The 18,384-nt window shown below is 37.1% G+C and carries 17 protein-coding genes and 1 CRISPR repeat array; all 17 genes read left to right on the forward strand.

What is annotated here, in order from left to right; genetic code table 11:
• Positions 1-8: 8 nt before the first annotated feature.
• Positions 9-575: a CRISPR direct-repeat array (repeat unit 32 nt; unit sequence GTCTCACTCTATTTGAGTGAGTGGATTGAAAT).
• A gap of 322 nt (positions 576-897) precedes the next feature.
• Positions 898-3,366: an HAD-IC family P-type ATPase gene (locus I580_RS02045; RefSeq protein WP_010772973.1), complete on the forward strand. Its 2,469-nt coding sequence runs from the start codon at positions 898-900 to the stop codon at positions 3,364-3,366.
• Between the two features lie 441 nt (positions 3,367-3,807).
• Positions 3,808-5,598, forward strand: coding sequence for a heavy metal translocating P-type ATPase (locus I580_RS02050; RefSeq protein WP_010772972.1), 1,791 nt, complete (start codon positions 3,808-3,810; stop codon positions 5,596-5,598).
• A 152-nt stretch (positions 5,599-5,750) separates the two neighbouring features.
• A complete protein-coding gene (locus tag I580_RS02055) occupies positions 5,751-6,023 on the forward strand; it encodes a (4Fe-4S)-binding protein (protein WP_010772971.1) in 273 nt (90 codons plus the stop codon).
• 2 nt (positions 6,024-6,025) lie between these two features.
• The gene (locus I580_RS02060) at positions 6,026-6,301 is read left to right on the forward strand and encodes a GNAT family N-acetyltransferase (RefSeq protein ID WP_010772970.1); all 276 of its coding nucleotides are present in this window, start codon (positions 6,026-6,028) and stop codon (positions 6,299-6,301) included.
• A gap of 144 nt (positions 6,302-6,445) precedes the next feature.
• Positions 6,446-6,682, forward strand: a complete 237-nt coding sequence (gene secG / locus I580_RS02065; protein ID WP_010765524.1) for a preprotein translocase subunit SecG — start codon at positions 6,446-6,448, stop codon at positions 6,680-6,682.
• Between the two features lie 133 nt (positions 6,683-6,815).
• A complete protein-coding gene (locus I580_RS02070; protein WP_034860382.1) occupies positions 6,816-7,592 on the forward strand; it encodes an alpha/beta hydrolase in 777 nt (258 codons plus the stop codon).
• The gene (rnr, locus tag I580_RS02075; RefSeq protein ID WP_010772968.1) at positions 7,589-9,937 is read left to right on the forward strand and encodes a ribonuclease R; all 2,349 of its coding nucleotides are present in this window, start codon (positions 7,589-7,591) and stop codon (positions 9,935-9,937) included. The genes I580_RS02070 and rnr overlap by 4 nt, the downstream gene beginning before the upstream one ends.
• Positions 9,938-9,954: 17 nt before the next feature.
• A complete protein-coding gene (smpB, locus tag I580_RS02080; protein WP_010772967.1) occupies positions 9,955-10,419 on the forward strand; it encodes an SsrA-binding protein SmpB in 465 nt (154 codons plus the stop codon).
• Positions 10,420-10,756: 337 nt separating this feature from the next.
• The gene (gene atpB, locus I580_RS02085) at positions 10,757-11,473 is read left to right on the forward strand and encodes a F0F1 ATP synthase subunit A (RefSeq protein ID WP_034860381.1); all 717 of its coding nucleotides are present in this window, start codon (positions 10,757-10,759) and stop codon (positions 11,471-11,473) included.
• 42 nt (positions 11,474-11,515) lie between these two features.
• A complete protein-coding gene (gene atpE / locus I580_RS02090; RefSeq protein ID WP_010763289.1) occupies positions 11,516-11,728 on the forward strand; it encodes a F0F1 ATP synthase subunit C in 213 nt (70 codons plus the stop codon).
• A 469-nt stretch (positions 11,729-12,197) separates the two neighbouring features.
• Complete coding sequence (atpF, locus tag I580_RS02095; protein WP_010772965.1) at positions 12,198-12,725, forward strand: F0F1 ATP synthase subunit B; 528 nt, start codon at positions 12,198-12,200, stop codon at positions 12,723-12,725.
• Positions 12,712-13,254, forward strand: coding sequence for an ATP synthase F1 subunit delta (gene atpH, locus I580_RS02100; protein ID WP_010772964.1), 543 nt, complete (start codon positions 12,712-12,714; stop codon positions 13,252-13,254). Before atpF ends, atpH begins: the two co-directional genes overlap by 14 nt.
• A gap of 28 nt (positions 13,255-13,282) precedes the next feature.
• Positions 13,283-14,839, forward strand: a complete 1,557-nt coding sequence (atpA, locus tag I580_RS02105) for a F0F1 ATP synthase subunit alpha (RefSeq protein WP_010772963.1) — start codon at positions 13,283-13,285, stop codon at positions 14,837-14,839.
• Between the two features lie 15 nt (positions 14,840-14,854).
• The gene (locus I580_RS02110; RefSeq protein ID WP_010772962.1) at positions 14,855-15,775 is read left to right on the forward strand and encodes a F0F1 ATP synthase subunit gamma; all 921 of its coding nucleotides are present in this window, start codon (positions 14,855-14,857) and stop codon (positions 15,773-15,775) included.
• Positions 15,776-15,918: 143 nt separating this feature from the next.
• Positions 15,919-17,325 (forward strand): F0F1 ATP synthase subunit beta, encoded by a 1,407-nt coding sequence (gene atpD / locus I580_RS02115; RefSeq protein ID WP_010772961.1) that lies wholly within the window; start codon positions 15,919-15,921, stop codon positions 17,323-17,325.
• A 17-nt stretch (positions 17,326-17,342) separates the two neighbouring features.
• Entirely contained in the window at positions 17,343-17,762 is a 420-nt protein-coding gene (locus tag I580_RS02120; RefSeq protein ID WP_010772960.1) for a F0F1 ATP synthase subunit epsilon, read from the forward strand.
• A gap of 300 nt (positions 17,763-18,062) precedes the next feature.
• Complete coding sequence (locus I580_RS02125) at positions 18,063-18,299, forward strand: DUF1146 family protein (protein ID WP_010772959.1); 237 nt, start codon at positions 18,063-18,065, stop codon at positions 18,297-18,299.
• Positions 18,300-18,384: the final 85 nt, after the last annotated feature.

Raw genomic sequence — 18,384 nt, forward strand, 5'->3', positions numbered from 1 at the left:
TTTTCACAGTCTCACTCTATTTGAGTGAGTGGATTGAAATCCACGCTGCAATTTGAGCGTCTAGTGCTGCTTGGTCGTCTCACTCTATTTGAGTGAGTGGATTGAAATTCTCTTGGCTGCATCTGATAATTGCCCATAGCCGTCTCACTCTATTTGAGTGAGTGGATTGAAATACAGACTGAAATAGAAAAAGGTCATAACTACCCTAGTCTCACTCTATTTGAGTGAGTGGATTGAAATCCTCTTGTTCGCTGTACTAGCTAAACCCATTTTATGTCTCACTCTATTTGAGTGAGTGGATTGAAATCAAGATGATCTGCCATATCAGCAAAACCATTATTGGTCTCACTCTATTTGAGTGAGTGGATTGAAATTTGCACTGGTTGTTGAGCTTGTCCGCCCCAATCATGTCTCACTCTATTTGAGTGAGTGGATTGAAATCGTACCCGTGAATATGGGCAAATATGCTTTTTACGTCTCACTCTATTTGAGTGAGTGGATTGAAATAATTTCTGTTCTTGGGTTTAAGCTGTATAACTTTTGGTCTCACTCTATTTGAGTGAGTGGATTGAAATCTCCTCTGCTGGTACAGCCGTTTCTTTAATCTCAGTCTCACTCTATTTGAGATAAGTAGATTCAAATCACTTTTTAATCCGAGTGTTGTAGGCATTATTCTATATGAATTAGATTTTGAAATTTTGGCATCGTATAAAAAATATCAAATGAATGAAGGAAGACTAAACTTTTAGCCTTTCTTTTTTTGCTAAATTTGGAGTAAAGCATCTTCATTTTGTGCAAATGGTTAAAAAAAGTGTAAACTTAAACTAGTTATCTGAAATAATCGATAAATTACTCTACAATTAAGTTAATTAAAGCAAGAAAAAGGTGAACGAAAATATGAAAAAAATGTTTAGGAAAAAAAGAGATATTGATAACGAAGAATTTCTTTCATCTGAAGAAAAAATACGAACAATCAATACTAATGATATTCGGATCCCAGATAACGTCGTAGGATTGTCTGATCAGAAAGTACAACAATTATACGCAGAAGGAAAATATAATAAAGAAGTTGAAGATTTATCTAGAACAACAAAACAAATCATCTTAGATAATTCGTTGACGTTATTCAACTTTATCAATCTATTTTTAGCTATCGCAGTATTTGCTGTAGGCTACCCTAAAAATGCTTTGTTTTTCTGGATTATTATTATAAATACTGCAATTGGTGTGATCCAAGAAATACATGCGAAAAAAACAATCGATAAATTATCTATCGTGAATAAAACGGAAGTTACAGCATTGAGAGACAATCAATTGATAAAAATATATCAAGATGAAATTGTTTTAGGAGATGTTTTGGTTTTAACATTAGGAAACCAAGTGCCCTCTGATGGCATCGTGCTACATGCAGAGGGGATGGAGGTGGATGAATCCTTATTAACAGGAGAATCGGATAAAATCACAAAGCAAAATGGTGATAAAATTATGAGCGGTAGTTTTATTACTTCCGGATTAGGATTTGTTAAAATCAATGCAGTTGGTGAAGATAATTTTGTTTCTAAATTATCTAAAGAAGCCAAGACGGAGAAACCATCAACCTCTGAACTGATGAACTCACTAAATCTTTTGATCAAAGGGTTAACGTTTGCAATCGTTCCGATTGGTTTATTGTTGTTTTGGTCGCAATACCAATCAACGCAGTCATTTCCAAAAACAGTTTTAGGGGTTTCTGGTGCTTTGATCAGTATGATTCCTGAAGGCTTGATGTTGTTAACGAGTGTCGCCTTTGCTGTTGGCGCGGCTAACTTAGCCAGAAAACAAACGTTGATCCAGAGACTATCATGTATTGAAACTCTTGCTAGGGTTGATACTATTTGTTTGGATAAAACAGGAACCATAACAGATGGCACATTAACTTTCAAAGAGTTGATTCCTCAAGCTGGTTTTCCAGCAAGTGAAATCGAACGAGCAATGGGTGAAATGATGGCAGGTTTATCCGACCAAAATGCAACTGCAAAAGTACTTAGAACTAGATTTCCATCAGCAAAAGCTAAATGGAAAGTCAAAGAAGTTATTCCATTTTCATCTGATCGAAAATGGAGTGGGGTTACTTTTGAAGAAAAAGGTTCTTTTGTCATGGGAGCTCCAGAATTTATCTATTCAGAAGTTCCAACAGATTTAAGAGAAAAACTTGCCCCATATAATGAGCAAGGGGATCGGGTTTTGATCTTGGTTCATTTTCCAGAAGAGTTAACCAGACCTGAATTACCACAAAGGAAAGAGACTGTTGCCATTTTTATTATTGCAGATACGATTCGTGAAAATGCAGTGGATACATTCTCATACTTTGTTAAACAAGATGTCACATTAAAAGTGATTTCAGGTGATAATCCAATTACTGTATCACAAATAGCGAAACAAGCGGGAATTGCTGGTGCAGAAAATTTTGTTGATATGAGTACTATTTCTGATTCAGCAGACTTTAATGAATTGGTTGAAAATACAACCGTTTTTGGTCGTGTAACACCTTATCAAAAAAGAGAGCTGATTCAAGCTTTGAAACAAAATGGTCATACAACCTGTATGACTGGTGATGGTGTCAATGATATACTTTCATTAAGAGAAGCGGATGTCAGCGTTGCAATGGCTAGCGGAAGTGATGCTGCTCGGGCTGTATCGGATGTAGTCTTGTTGAATTCTGATTTTAGTTCAATGATTCAAGTCCTAAATGAAGGCCGCAGAGTGATCAATAACATTGAACGAGTGGCATCGATGTATATGGTAAAAACGATTTACTCGGCAATTCTTGCAGTGACGTTTATCTTTTTATTTTTACCCTATCCATTTGCTCCATTACAGTTAACACCAATTAATACGCTAACTGTAGGAATTCCGTCGTTTATTCTAGCTTTAGAGCCAAATTACCAACGAATCAAAGGACATTTTTTAACAAATATTTTGAGGATTTCAGTGCCAGGAGCATTAACTGTTGTTTTCAATATTTTGGTCTTGCAGCTTGCCGGTATTTGGTTTAGCTTATCGCACCAAGACGTTTCTACAATGTGTGTCTTGTTGACAGGATGTGTCGGATTTCAAGTATTATTAAAAGCAGCTCGACCACTTGACTTAAAAAAACAAATCATGATTGGTTTATTATTGTTGGCATTTATTGCCTGCTTCTTATTCTTTGGTGATTTCTTTATGCTAACTTCACTATTTACAAGAAATGTTCTGTTCTACTTACCATTAATTTTAGGTAGCCGATCTATTTTCAACTATATATCTCTATTTATGACAAGGGCTGTCCACGAGTTTGAAAAGAGAAGTGGAAATAGAAAAATTAAAAAGAAAAAGCGCGTGATTTAAGGACAAAAATTGAGACAATAGCGTTTAATCCCGAGAAATGGGAAGGAATTCACGAAATTGACAAGAAACGTAGATTTTTTAATTCCGATGTTGAATGATTCCTAATCGGTGCTCTTCAAATTTTTGTGACCAAGTAGGTACTGTGCAACAATGTTTATCTGCGACGAGCCTTTAGCGAGAAAGCATCAACTCGTTCCTCGTTGTGTTTTACAGCAATTTCAGCTTATTTCCGAAGGGATTGCTTCTGATCCCACCGTTTATCAGGATTCCACGTGAGTGGGACATGACTCGAAGAGTTATGTCCCACTCACTTCATGCTTTTTTATTCAAATTTAATAAGAATGACAATCATTTTCATTTAAGTCTTTTACCTTTGCTATTTGTACATCTGAGCGTAATCTTAGTATAGAAGAGGAACAGGCTTAAAAGGAGTGACCTAAAATGAAACATTTGACGAAACTGATGATTACAATAGCGACAGGCATTTTAGCATTATTATTTGAATTTGCTTTCCACCAAGCTTATTGGGCGTTTGCTATCATCGTTATTACAGGTTCAATAATGACATTATCAATGTTAGTAGAAATGATTAAAACGCTAAAATCTGGCAGATATGGAGTAGATATTTTAGCCATAACAGCGATCATAGCAACACTGGCTGTCGGTGAATACTGGGCAAGTTTGATGATTTTGGTCATGTTGACCGGGGGTGATTCTTTAGAAGATTATGCTGCCAAAAGAGCAAATAAGGAATTAAAGTCATTATTGGATAACTCACCTCAAAAAGCACATCAGTTAGTTGATGGTGTTTTGATAGAGATCATGGTTGAAAAGGTCAAGGTTGGTGATGAGCTCGTAGTGAAGTCAGGAGAAATAGTTCCAGTCGATGGTTCTATTATTAGTGGGTCATCCGCAGTTGATGAGTCTTCTTTAACTGGAGAGTCTCGTCCGATAAATAAACAAAAGGGTGATTCATTGATGTCTGGATCGATCAATGGAGAAAGTTCTCTAACGATGAAAGCAGAAAAAAGTGCTAAAGACAGTCAATATCAAACGATTGTTAAACTCGTTAAAGAATCCGAATCACAGCCTGCTCATTTTGTGCGTATGGCCGATCGTTATGCTGTTCCATTTACCATTACTGCTTATGTAATTGCGGGTATAGCTTGGTTTGTTTCAAAAGATCCAACAAGATTTGCTGAAGTCTTGGTCGTAGCATCTCCATGCCCATTGATTTTAGCTGCACCAATTGCGCTTGTTGCAGGTATGAGTCGTTCAAGCAGAAATGGAATCGTTGTAAAAACAGGAACCACTTTAGAAAAAATGGCTGAAACCCAAAGTGTCGCTTTTGATAAGACTGGAACGATCACAAAAGGTGAATTATCGGTCGCCCAAATTATTCCTGAATCTAATGTTTCTAAAGAGGAATTGTTGTTGCTTGCAGCAAGTGCTGAGCAGGAATCAAGTCACATATTAGCACGCTCACTTTTAGCTTCTATCACTACACCAAAAAATTTAAAAAAAGTATCTGATTTAGAAGAAGTAACGGGGTCAGGAGTAAAAGCAACAATTGAAGGAAAAGAGGTTCGTGTCGGCAAACCTACCTTCATTTCGCAACAAAAAATCGAAAAGATTGCTGATCAAACGGTTATATACATTTCTCAAGACGGAGTATTTTTAGGCTATATCACGTTTAAGGATACTATTCGACCTGAAGCGAAAGCCACGATGACGCAACTTCGCGAACTCGATGTGGAACATTTACTGATGTTGACTGGAGATCATCGACAAGTTGCAGATGCTATTGCTAAAGAGGTAGGAATTACAGAGATTTACGCAGAATGTTTGCCGCAAGATAAGATCAATGTATTGAAGAAAATACCAATCAAAAAGCGTCCAGTGATCATGGTAGGAGATGGCGTAAATGATGCGCCTTCCTTAGCGATCGCAGATGTTGGAATTGCTATGGGAGCCCATGGCGCTACCGCCGCGAGCGAAACGGCTGATGCAGTTATTTTAAAAGACAATCTGGAAAAAGTGAGTACCGCAGTAAAAATTTCTAAAGATACAATGAAAATCGCCAAACAATCTGTGCTTATTGGTATTCTAATCTGTACACTCTTGATGCTAATTGCCAGTACTGGTGTCATACCAGCCTTGATTGGTGCAGTATTACAAGAAGTAGTGGATACGGTCTCTATCTTGTCTTCCTTACGTGCCAAAAATGACTGAGTAAAGTGAGAAAGGATAGTTGCAACAAAATAGTTAAATTGTTAGAATCAACTTATCAAAAATAAAAAACAATTGTAATTTTATCGTTATGCTGTGTTGAAAATCAATTTATTAGAACATTGTAAAGCTTTTAAAAATTGGAGGAAAACAGAATGGAAGGAAGCAAAATAAACGACAAAACGATCACTGAAACGTTGCTTTTAGAAGAAGGGTATCGTAAATATTCGGGCGAGGACTTGGATATTTACTATAATAAAGATATCTGTGCTCATATTGGAAACTGTGTTCGAGGGAATCCAGATGTTTTTGAAGTTGGACGTCGTCCATGGATCATTGCCGATAATGGCAGTGTTGAAGAGGATATCCGCGTAATCAACTCTTGTCCTAGTGGTGCTTTAAAATATATTCGAAAGGATGGGAAATAGACATGGAAATTAAAGAAGAACAAGATCGCTTTGTATTATTTAATGATGAGGATCAAGAAATTGGTGAAATGACTTGGTCAAATGCCGGTGATCACATGATGATTATCGATCATACCTTTGTTGACCCTGAGTACAGAGGTCAAAAATTAGCAGAAAAACTCGTCGAAAAGGGTGTAGAAAAAGCTCGCCGGGAAGAGAAAAAAATCATTCCATTATGTCCTTTTGCAAAAAAAGAATTTGATACTAAACCAGAATATGAAGATGTTTTAAGAAAATAAATAAAATGATCTGTGTTTGCTCGGACAAGCCCAGATCATTTTATTTATTCAAACCAGTATTGAAAGTGAAATACAACTGGTATTTGTCTGAAAAATATGCTAAAGTATAATAGATGTATTTTGTGAATAAGGGAGAATTAGACTATGTATAATTTTATTTTAACACTCGTAATCATCCTTTCAGTAGTGATGGTTATTGCCGTTATGATGCAACCAAGTAAGCAAAACAGTGCAGCTAGCGCATTTACTGGTGGTGCAGATAAACTTTTCGGTAAACAAAAAGCACGTGGATTTGAAGCTGTTATGCAACGCGCAACGGCAATTATTGGTGCTGTTTGGATGTTACTATTATTTATTTTAGTATTATTATCATCGAAGTAAAAACGTTGAAGTCCTTCATTATACTGAGGGGCTTTTTTTATTACACAAATTGAATAATTATCTATGAAAAGTTCATGGAACATCTTTCTTTTCATAAGGTTTTCAGTAGAGAATGTGCTAAAATGGGGATGAGGTGAATTGGATAGTGAAAAAAATTAGTCTACCTAAACCATTATTTACACAAAATGGTTCTCGTGCAGTATTACTCTTGCACGCTTATTCAGGAAGTAGTAACGATGTCCGCATGTTGAGTCGTTATTTAGAAAAAGAAAATTATACGGTGTATTCACCTAATTTTTCTGGACACGCAACTATTGCACCAGAAGATATTTTAGCAAAGTCGACCAATGATTGGTGGCAGGATACACTTGATGCCGTTCAGTTTTTAAAAGAGAAAGGCTATCAAAAAATAGCAGTTTTTGGTTTATCGATGGGCGGTATTTTTACGATGGAAACATTAACGAGTCAGTTAGAAGGAGTCATCGGTGGTGGTTTTTTCTGCTCACCAATATTCCCAGTAAAAAACAAGGTGCCAGAAAATTTCGTTTTGTATGCTGATAAAGTATTAAAGACAGCAGGTATACCAAGTGAAGAACGAACACAGCGTATAGTGAAAATCAAAGAAGCATCTTATCATCAATTAAAAGACATCGAATCTTTTTCTGAACAAACCGCAACGAAACTTGATCAAATTGAAGTTCCCGTTTTTATGGCACAAGCTGGAAGTGATGAAATGATCGATCCTATGGGGGTCTATCGGGCAGCTCAAGCACTGATCCAAACACGATTTACATTAAACTGGTATCCAAATAGCGGACATGTTCTGACGATTGGACCAGATCATAAACAATTAGAACAAGATGTGTTAGCATTTTTAAATACATTATCTTGGAATGAGGAGAAAGAATGACTAAACAAACAATCAAGGAGAAAATCCTATTTTTCATGGAAAATCATACGAAAAAAAGTTTTTCTATGGAAGAAATCGCAGAAGGCTTACAACTGCAAAAAAGCTCAGATTTTAAACTACTTGTTCAGACCGTTGCAACGATGGAACGGGAAAATTCAGTAGAATTCACGAAAAAAGGAAAAATCCGTCTACCACAAAAAAGTGGAGATATTGAAGGGACTTTTCGTGCAAACGAACGAGGTTTTGGCTTTGTGACGATCGATCCAGAAGAATCAGATGTCTATATTCCAAAAGAAGCGGTGAATTTTGCGATGGATGGCGATATCGTTGTCATCGATATCGTTCAGCCAGCAGATGCGTTTTCAGACCGTGGTGCTGAAGGGAAGGTCGTAGCAATCAAAACTCGTGCAATCACTCAAGTAGTAGGTGAATTTATTGCCTATGACGAAAAAGAAGTGAGTGAAACCGATCTTTATGGTTATGCTGTTCCAAAAGATAAAAAAATGACAGGCTTGACCTTTAATATTGCAGCACAAGGAATCAAACCAGTTGACGGCAGTATTGTAATCGTAGAAGTGACGCATTATCCTGAAAAAGAATATCCGAAGAGTTTAGAAGGAATCGTCAAAAAAGTAGTTGGTCATAAAAATGATCCAGGTATGGATATTTTATCGATCGTTGTGGCACACGGAATTCCAACGAGCTTCCCAGACGAAGTGATTGCGGAAGCTGACAAAGTCCCCGATGCAATTTCAGAAGTCGATATCAAAGACCGCAGAGACTTACGCGATCAGTTAATTGTAACAATCGACGGAGAAGATGCTAAAGACCTAGATGATGCGGTAACCGTTCGTAAACTAGAAAACGGAAACTATTTTTTAGGTGTGCATATCGCAGATGTATCTTATTATGTCACTGAAGGTAGTGAATTAGATCAAGAAGCATACGAACGTGGTACAAGTGTTTACTTAACTGACCGTGTTGTACCGATGATTCCGCAACGCTTGTCTAATGGTATTTGCTCATTGAACCCTAATGTGCCAAGACTTACAATGAGTTGTGAGATGGAGATAACACCTGAAGGACACGTCGTGAAACATGATATTTTCCAAAGCGTGATCCAAACAACTGAACGCATGACCTATACTGCAGTCAATGAAATTTTAGAAGAACAAAAACCAGAAACGATGAAACGTTACAAAAAATTATTAACGATGTTTGAAGAAATGGGCGAACTTCACCAGATTCTTGAACAAATGCGTGAAAATCGCGGCGCGATTTCATTTGAAGATCGTGAAGCGAAAGTATTGGTTGACCCAGAAGGGCATCCTCATGATATTTTACTTCGTACAAGAGGTGTAGGGGAACGATTAATCGAATCATTTATGCTAGCGGCAAATGAAACGGTAGCAAAGCACTTCCATGACTTGAAATTACCATTTATTTACCGTATCCATGAGCAACCTAAAGAAGAAAAAATGCAGCGTTTCTTTGATTTTGCAGCTGTACTAGGCATTCTAGTCAAAGGAACAAAGGCTGATATTACGCCGAAAGACTTACAAAGAGTTTTAGAACAAGTTGCTGATAAGCCAGAAGAGGCTGTCATTAACACCATGTTGCTGCGTAGTATGCAACAGGCACGTTACTCAGAAGATAATTATGGACATTACGGATTGGCTGCAGAATATTATACGCACTTTACGTCACCGATCCGCCGTTATCCAGATTTGATCGTTCATCGATTGATTCGCAGTTATGAAGGTACTGTTTCAGAAAAATTAAAAGAAAAATGGGAACAGGACTTGCCAGATATTGCTGACCATAGCTCAAGAATGGAACGTCGTGCTGTTGAGACAGAACGAGAAGTGGATTCAATGAAGAAAGCTGAATTTATGGCTGATAAAATTGGTGAAGAATTTGATGGTATCATTAGTTCGGTTACTCGATTTGGTCTTTTTGTTGAATTGCCAAATACGATTGAAGGCTTGATTCATGTCAATAATTTGAAACAAGATTATTTCCATTTTATTGAAAATCACATGGCTCTCGTAGGTGAAAGAACTGGAATGACACTGAAAATCGGTCAAAAAGTTAAAGTAAAAGTAGACAAAGCTGATCCTGAAACAAGAGAAATTGATTTTGAATTTCTTGAAGCAGAAGAAGTAGAGAAAATTGAAGCGCCAAAACAAAAGAAACGTCAGGATAATCGCCGAAAACGAACTTCAGATCGTAAATATGGCGATAAGAAACCATTTACGCAAAAGAAAAATAAGAAAAAAGGCAAAAAACCCTTTTATAAAGAAGTAGCGAAAAAGAAAAAAGGGAAGAAACAAAAGAAAAAATAGAAAACGGAGGAATGGGGATGCCAAAAGGGGAAGGGAAACTGATTGCCCAAAATCGTAAAGCAAGGCATGACTATACTGTTGTTGATACAATGGAAGCAGGAATTGTGTTACAAGGAACTGAAATTAAATCCATTCGCAATGGACGAATCAATTTAAAAGATGGGTTTGCCAGAATCAGAAATGGAGAAGCTTACCTGCTCAATGTGCATATCAGCCCATATGAGCAGGGAAATATTTTTAATCATGATCCTTTACGAACAAGAAAGTTATTACTTCATAAAAAACAAATTGCAAAGCTGATTGCTGAGACGAAAAATACAGGGATCACGATTATTCCACTAAAAGTGTATATCCGTAATGGTTATGCTAAAGTATTAATTGGCTTAGCTAAAGGGAAAAAACAATATGATAAACGAGAAGATTTGAAACGCAAAGAAATTAATCGAGAAATCGACAGGACTTTAAAAAATAAATTGCGCTAATTTATCAACCGTATGTATTTTTTCATGGAAAGAAATTGATTCATGGGTTATTTTATTCTTTTTCGCATATTTGTTTTCTTTGCTTTATCTTATGTGAAAAATTTGGTAGAGTGTAAGGAAACTGATGAGTTTTCATCGTTTTTTCAGTAACCAACCTTTGTACCGCCAATTACAAATGAGACTTCATTCTACTATTATTTTGTCATATTAAAAGAAGTGTCCAATTTTCATGAAATTCTTTTGAAATTATTCATCGTTGGTGGTATGATACGTGTGGTTAAGAAATAGAAGCCTTTTTAAGCTTCTCGCAAGTTTGTTAGAAAAGAGGTGAAAAAATTTGGAAGAGAAGACACTACTCTTCAAGATTGGGCCAATTTGGTTTGACGGAACGATTTGCTTGATGGTTCTGTTAACATGTGTCATTGTCTTTGGGATAGTATATTACTGCACAAGGAATATACAAATGAAACCTAAAGGCAAGCAAAATGTCATTGAGTATCTCATTGATTTTGTTCGAAGTATCATTACCGACAATATGCCGAGTAAAGAAGTAACAAATTTTCACCTGCTAGCATTCACGATGTTCATGTTCGTTTTAGTTGCTAATATTATTGGTTTAGTAACGAAAGTAGCAATCGGGGATTATACGTATTGGAAGAGCCCAACAGCCGATCCAATGGTCACGTTGACATTAGCATTGATCATGATTGCTTTAACACATTTCTTCAGTGTTAGTCGTTTTGGCTTAAAAGGATATTTTAAAAATAGTTTTTTAAGTCCAGTATCTTTCCTAATGCCGATTAAGTTGATGGAAGAATTTACGAACTTGCTTACTTTAGCGCTACGTTTATACGGAAATATATTTGCCGGTGAAGTATTACTTGGATTGATTGCAGGACTCGTATCCAGTGTAGGACTTTGGACGATTCCACTTGCAATACCGTTAGAGATGATTTGGTTAGCCTTTTCATTGTTTATCGGAGGAATACAAGCATTTATTTTTGTAACATTATCAATGGTTTACATGGCTCATAAAGTTGAAGTCGAAGAATAAACAATAAATAAAAAACAACTATTTCTTAGGAGGAAAACAATAATGAATTATATCGCAGCAGCAATCGCAGTTTTCGGAGCAGCAATCGGAGCAGCTTACGGTAACGGAAAAGTTATCTCTAAAACAATCGAATCAATGACACGCCAACCAGAAATGGCTGGACAACTAAGAACAACAATGTTTATCGGGGTTGCCTTGATCGAAGCGGTTCCTATTCTAGGTGTAGTTATTGCATTGTTATTAGTGCTTAAATAATCCCTTTAGAAGGCAGGACGCTGAGTTTTTAAAACGCCACGCGTTACTGCTTTCTTTGCTGCGAATCACTGCGACTGCCTCCGGCAGAGCAGATGATGAGCAGTACTTGGCGAACGAAGAGAGAGAAGTAACCTATTAAAAGAAACATCAAACTTCTCCCCAAAAAAGAAGACCGCCAAAACCATCAAGCAAACTGTAAAGGCCTACCAAAACAGCAGAGCAGATGATGAGCAGTACTTGGCGAACGAAAAGAGAGAAGTAACCTATTAAAAGAAACATCAAACTTCTCCCCAAAAAAGAAGACCGCCAAAACCATCAAGCAAATTGTAAAGGCCTACCAAAACAGCAGAGCAGATGATGAGCAGTATTTTTGCAAAAGAAACATTAAGCTTCATCAAAAAGGGTATACAAATAACGCAATTAAACAACAGCACCACAGAGTATTGCAGAGAAAGGAAGTTGAAACTTCATGCTAGATTATTTAGTAATCGGTGAAGCAGGACCAAGTACAACAATAGGCACGATGATTGTTGTAAGTGGCGCTTTTCTAATTTTGATGCTTCTGATCAAGAAATTCGCTTGGGAAGCAATCACTGATATGTTAAAAAAACGTGAAGATAAAATTGCCAACGATTTAGATTCTGCAGAACAATCTCGAATCGCAGCAGCTAAGTTACAAGAAGAACGTCAACAAAAGTTACTTTCTTCTAAATCTGAAGCAGCAGAAATCATCAAACATGCGAAAGAGAGTGGAGATCAAAACCGTCAAAAAATCTTATCAGAAACAAATGATGAAGTTTCACGTTTGCGAGAAAAAGCGCGTCAAGATATTTCTCAAGAACATGAAGAAGCATTAGCTTCTGTGAAAGATGAAGTAGCGAGTTTGTCTTTACAAATTGCAGAGAAAATCTTAAACAAAGAATTGACGCCTGATGCACACGATTCATTGATCAATTCTTATATTGAAGGTTTAGGTAAGTCAAATGAAGTTAGATAAGTACACAGTAGGTAAACGTTATGGTAAAGCTTTGTTTGAGTTGGCGATTGAAAAGCATGAAGCCGATAGCATTTATCAAGACTTGTTGAAACTCAGAGAGATTTTTCATGAAGTACCAGATTTAGGTGATATATTAAGTGATGTCCGTCTTGAACCTTATGAAAAAGATGAAATCATGAAGCAATTAGTCAGTGGGTTTGAAGGAACGATCGAAAATTTTTTATACGTTGTTTATAACTATTCCCGTATGAACGATTTACTATTGATGATTGATGAATACGAAAGACGTTATGACGAACATAAAAGTTTACTATTAGGAACAGCATTAACTGCCGTTCCACTGACAAAAGAGCAACATCAATTAATGGAAGAAAAAGCAGCAAAACTTTTAGGCTATGAACAAGCTAATCTAATTAATCTGATCGATCCTGATATCGTTGGCGGTGTAATCATAGAAGCCAATTATAAAGTGATCGATGGCAGTATCCATAAGCAGTTAGAACGAATCCAAGAATTGTTATTAAAATAACGTTCAGCACAATAAAGAGGTGAATTGAATGGCTATCAAAGCAGAAGAAATCAGTGCCTTGATTAAGGAACAGATCAAAAATTATCAACAAGAATTAGCAGTCGAAGAAATTGGGACTGTCACATATGTTGGGGATGGAATCGCTCGTGCCCATGGGTTAGAAAACGCAATGAGTGGAGAATTACTTGAATTTTCTAATGGCTCATACGGAATGGCGCAAAATTTAGAAACCAATGATGTCGGTATTATCATCTTAGGTGATTTTGAAACCATTCGAGAAGGCGACAAAGTAAAACGTACTGGCAAAATCATGGAAGTTCCTGTCGGTGAAGCAATGATTGGCCGTGTTGTTAATCCATTGGGTCAACCAATTGACGGCTTAGGCGAAATCAAAACAGATAAAACACGCCCAGTAGAAGCTGCAGCACCAGGCGTTATGCAAAGAAAATCAGTTGATCAACCGATGCAAACAGGTCTTAAAGCAATCGATGCACTTGTGCCAATTGGTCGTGGCCAACGTGAATTAGTGATCGGTGACCGTAAAACAGGGAAAACATCTATTGCTATCGACACGATCATTAACCAAAAAGGACAAGATGTGATTTGTATTTATGTTGCGATCGGTCAAAAAGAATCAACTGTCCGGAACCAAGTTGAAACGTTAAGAGCTTATGGTGCACTTGATTATACAATCATCGTAAATGCAGGAGCATCTCAACCAGCGCCATTACTATATATTGCGCCATATGCAGGAGCTGCGATGGGTGAAGAATTCATGTATAACGGCAAACATGTTTTGATTATCTTTGATGATTTATCAAAACAAGCGGTTGCCTATCGTGAACTTTCATTACTATTACGCCGTCCTCCAGGTCGGGAAGCTTATCCGGGTGACGTTTTCTACTTACATTCACGTTTATTAGAACGTGCGGCAAAATTAAGTGATGAATTAGGTGGCGGTTCAATGACGGCCTTACCATTTGTTGAAACACAAGCTGGAGATATTTCTGCTTATATTCCAACAAATGTTATTTCAATCACAGACGGACAAATTTTCTTAGAAAGTGATTTGTTCTATGCAGGGACTCGTCCAGCCGTTGATGCCGGTCTTTCAGTATCACGTGTAGGTGGTTCAGCACAAATAAAAGCAATGAAAAAAGTTGCCGGTACCCTTCGTTTAGATTTAGCAAGTTACCGTGAATTAGAAGCATTTACACAGTTTGGTTCTGATTTAGATGCAGCAACTCAAGCAAAATTAAATCGAGGCCGTCGGACTGTTGAAATCTTAAAACAAAAACTGCATGCACCGTTAGCAGTCGAAAAACAAGTCGTGATTTTATATGCATTGACACACGGATTTTTAGACAGTGTCAGTGTTGCGAAAATTCTAGATTTTGAATCAGAATTATTCGACTTTTTAGATGGCAAACATCCTGAATTATTTGAAACGATCCGTACAACAAAAGACTTGCCAAAATCAGAAGAGTTAGATGCTGCAATCAACGAGTTTAAAGAAATATTCGATGCCGCTAATTCAGGCGGATCAACAGCGAAAGATACACTTGAATCAATTCAAAATGCGTAAGAGAGGTGACAAGAATTGGGTGCTTCATTAAATGAAATCAAACAACGCATTGCTTCAACTAAAAAGACAAGTCAAATTACCAATGCCATGCAAATGGTTTCTGGTGCTAAACTGACAAAATCAGAAGTGGCTTCTAGAAGTTTTCAAGAATATGCGTCAAAAATCCGTTCTATCGTTACGCATCTTGTTGCAGCTCAATTAAGTGACTTGGAAGAATTAGACTCATATGATAGCGAAGAAGCATCAGAAACTGGAAACTATCACATGATGTTGACTTCACGTCCTGTAAAAAAGACTGGTTATATTGTGATTACGTCAGATAAAGGACTTGTCGGTGGGTACAATAGTTCAATTTTAAAACAAACGATGAAAATGATGGCAGATGATCATAAATCTCAAGACGAATTCGTATTGATTGCTATTGGTGGAACGGGGGCTGATTTCTTTAAAGCTCGCGGTATTAATGTGGCATACGAGCTTCGAGGGTTGAGCGATCAGCCTAGCTTTGATGAAGTTAGAAAAATCGTTTCAACAGCGACTACAATGTATGAAAATGAAGTCTTTGATGAATTATATGTATGCTATAACCATCATATCAATTCATTGACTAGCCAGTTTCGAGTTGAAAAAATGTTGCCGATTTCGGATTTAGATCCAGATGAAGCGACAACATATGAGCAGGAATATATTTTAGAACCTTCTGAAGAAGCTATTTTGGATAATTTATTACCCCAATATGCTGAAAGTTTGATTTATGGTGCGATTATTGATGCGAAAACGGCTGAACACGCAGCTGGGATGACTGCAATGAAGACGGCCACTGATAATGCTCAAAATATTATTAGCGATTTGACGATTTCTTATAATCGTGCTCGTCAAGGAGCGATTACACAAGAAATTACTGAAATCGTAGCGGGTGCAGCTGCATTAGAGTAACATTCAAGATTTGAGCTAAATAGGCTTGAAGTTCTTACTAAGTAATAGAGAAGACAGGTTTTTATCACGACCTCGTTAGGGTACAAAACTGTTGAAATATCGATAGTTTTACGACCTCTTCAAACGAAACGGAGGAAAGAAACATGAGTTCAGGAAAGATTGTTGAAGTAATCGGTCCCGTTGTTGACGTGGAATTTTCACTAGATCAATCCTTACCAGATATAAATAATGCATTAGTCGTTTATAAAAACGGCGAAGAAAAACAAAAAGTTGTTCTAGAGGTAGCTTTAGAATTAGGTGACGGTGTCATCCGTTCGATTGCGATGGAATCAACAGATGGATTACAACGAGGAATGGAAGTCATCGATACTGGAAAACCAATTTCTGTTCCAGTTGGGAAAGAAACATTAGGTCGTGTCTTCAATGTTTTAGGCGATACAATCGATTTAGAAGAACCTTTTCCAGAAGACGCAGTACGAAGCGGTATTCATAAAAAAGCACCAGCTTTTGACGAATTGAGTACAAGTAACGAAATTTTAGAAACAGGGATCAAAGTTATTGACTTACTAGCTCCTTATTTAAAAGGGGGGAAAGTTGGATTATTCGGAGGTGCCGGTGTTGGTAAAACCGTGTTAATCCAAGAGTTGATCCATAATATTGCCCAAGAACATGGCGGTATTTCTGTATTTACAGGTGTAGGAGAACGAACTCGTGAAGGAAACGACCTTTATTTTGAAATGAAAGACTCTGGCGTTATCGAAAAAACTGCCATGGTTTTTGGTCAAATGAATGAACCTCCTGGTGCACGTATGCGTGTTGCTTTGACTGGTTTAACGATTGCGGAATATTTCCGTGATGTTGAAGGTCAAGATGTATTGTTATTTATTGATAATATTTTCCGTTTCACTCAAGCTGGATCAGAAGTTTCTGCCTTATTAGGTCGGATGCCTTCTGCAGTTGGTTATCAGCCAACTCTTGCAACTGAAATGGGACAATTACAAGAACGTATCACTTCTACGAAAAAAGGCTCAATTACATCGATCCAAGCGATTTATGTACCAGCGGATGACTATACCGATCCGGCGCCTGCAACAGCTTTCGCTCATCTAGATGCAACGACGAACTTGGAACGTCGTTTGACTGAAATGGGAATTTACCCAGCAGTTGATCCACTAGCTTCTTCATCAAGTGCATTAGCACCAGAAGTTGTAGGAGACGAACATTATGCTGTAGCAACAGAAGTACAACATGTATTGCAACGTTACCGTGAATTACAAGATATTATTGCGATTTTAGGAATGGATGAGTTATCTGATCAAGAAAAAATCTTGGTTGGTCGCGCTCGTCGCATTCAATTCTTCTTGTCACAAAACTTTAATGTGGCAGAACAATTTACAGGACAACCAGGTTCTTATGTTCCTGTTGCAGACACTGTCAGAGGTTTCAGAGAAATTCTTGATGGTAAACATGATGACCTGCCAGAAGAAGCATTCCGTAGTGTAGGTAGAATTGAAGACGTTATAGAAAAAGCTAAAACATTGAACTACTAAAAGGAGGAGATCCAGAAATGGATTGTTTAACTGTCAATGTGGTGACTCCTGATGGATTGGTTTATGATCATCGTGCGACAATCGTTGTTGCGAAAACAACAGATGGTGAAATTGGTATCTTACCAAAACATGCACCGATCATTGTCCCTTTAGCGATCGATGAAGTTCGTGTAAAAAGAACGGATTCGGATACACATGTGGATTGGATTGCGGTCAATGGCGGCATTATGGAAGTTCGTGATAATGTTGTGTCAATCATTGCCGATAGTGCAGAACGTGAAAGAGATATTGATGTAAGTCGTGCAGAACGCGCTAAACAACGAGCTGAGCGGATGATTGAAAAAGCGAAGGAAAATGCGAATACGGATGAATTACGCCGTGCAACAGTTGCCCTTCATCGAGCGATCAATCGAATCAATGTATCAAAACATACGTAAAATTATGAGTGGCTGAGACGGCGAAATAATGAGGTCTCAGCCATCTTTTATCATAACTCACAACAGCATACATATGTTATTTTTATGAGATTTAAGAATCTTTATTTTTTGTTTGAGACAATTTATGATAAACTATCTTTATATTACTTAAATGAGCGTACTCTGCTTTTAGGTTATCTAGTTTTTGTGGTTGACTTCTTACAAGAACGATAAAATAGGTCTGTGCAAAAAAATGACACAACCATATTTTTCAGAAGAAGTTGAACAAGTCTGTTACGCTTTTAGATTAAGGAGAAAGTTATGCAATTTTTTGGTATTGATGCAGTGATTCGAATCATCTGCCATATGATGTTTATTTATGTTAGCTTTTGGGCGATGCAATCAATCAGATTGGAACAATTTTTCAAAACGCATCAAACCTCTCAAGTACGTTTACTAATCGTCTTATTTTCAATTGTTATCGGTTATACTGTAAGCTCATTTTTCCTAGAGTTTCTTGCGTTATGCCGTAACTTATTTATTGTATTTTTCCCATAAGGATTGACAAATAAAAAGAAAAGATACTAATTGTTGGTAAATAGTGGTATAATAGAAAAGATTTTGGATTAAAACATCCAATTCT

Origin of the sequence: Enterococcus caccae ATCC BAA-1240, from assembly GCF_000407145.1 — a bacterium.
Taxonomy (GTDB): Bacteria; Bacillota; Bacilli; order Lactobacillales; family Enterococcaceae; genus Enterococcus_L; species Enterococcus_L caccae.

What these genes read in the sequence shown, in the direction of transcription:
- I580_RS02045 (WP_010772973.1), top strand. Translation starts at nt 898, where the DNA reads ATGAAAAAAATGTTTAGGAAAAAAAGAGATATTGATAACGAAGAATTT.
- I580_RS02050 (WP_010772972.1), top strand. Translation starts at nt 3,808, where the DNA reads ATGAAACATTTGACGAAACTGATGATTACAATAGCGACAGGCATTTTA.
- I580_RS02055 (WP_010772971.1), top strand. Translation starts at nt 5,751, where the DNA reads ATGGAAGGAAGCAAAATAAACGACAAAACGATCACTGAAACGTTGCTT.
- I580_RS02060 (WP_010772970.1), top strand. Translation starts at nt 6,026, where the DNA reads ATGGAAATTAAAGAAGAACAAGATCGCTTTGTATTATTTAATGATGAG.
- secG (WP_010765524.1), top strand. Translation starts at nt 6,446, where the DNA reads ATGTATAATTTTATTTTAACACTCGTAATCATCCTTTCAGTAGTGATG.
- rnr (WP_010772968.1), top strand. Translation starts at nt 7,589, where the DNA reads ATGACTAAACAAACAATCAAGGAGAAAATCCTATTTTTCATGGAAAAT.
- smpB (WP_010772967.1), top strand. Translation starts at nt 9,955, where the DNA reads ATGCCAAAAGGGGAAGGGAAACTGATTGCCCAAAATCGTAAAGCAAGG.
- atpE (WP_010763289.1), top strand. Translation starts at nt 11,516, where the DNA reads ATGAATTATATCGCAGCAGCAATCGCAGTTTTCGGAGCAGCAATCGGA.
- atpF (WP_010772965.1), top strand. Translation starts at nt 12,198, where the DNA reads ATGCTAGATTATTTAGTAATCGGTGAAGCAGGACCAAGTACAACAATA.
- atpH (WP_010772964.1), top strand. Translation starts at nt 12,712, where the DNA reads ATGAAGTTAGATAAGTACACAGTAGGTAAACGTTATGGTAAAGCTTTG.
- atpA (WP_010772963.1), top strand. Translation starts at nt 13,283, where the DNA reads ATGGCTATCAAAGCAGAAGAAATCAGTGCCTTGATTAAGGAACAGATC.
- atpD (WP_010772961.1), top strand. Translation starts at nt 15,919, where the DNA reads ATGAGTTCAGGAAAGATTGTTGAAGTAATCGGTCCCGTTGTTGACGTG.
- I580_RS02120 (WP_010772960.1), top strand. Translation starts at nt 17,343, where the DNA reads ATGGATTGTTTAACTGTCAATGTGGTGACTCCTGATGGATTGGTTTAT.
- I580_RS02125 (WP_010772959.1), top strand. Translation starts at nt 18,063, where the DNA reads ATGCAATTTTTTGGTATTGATGCAGTGATTCGAATCATCTGCCATATG.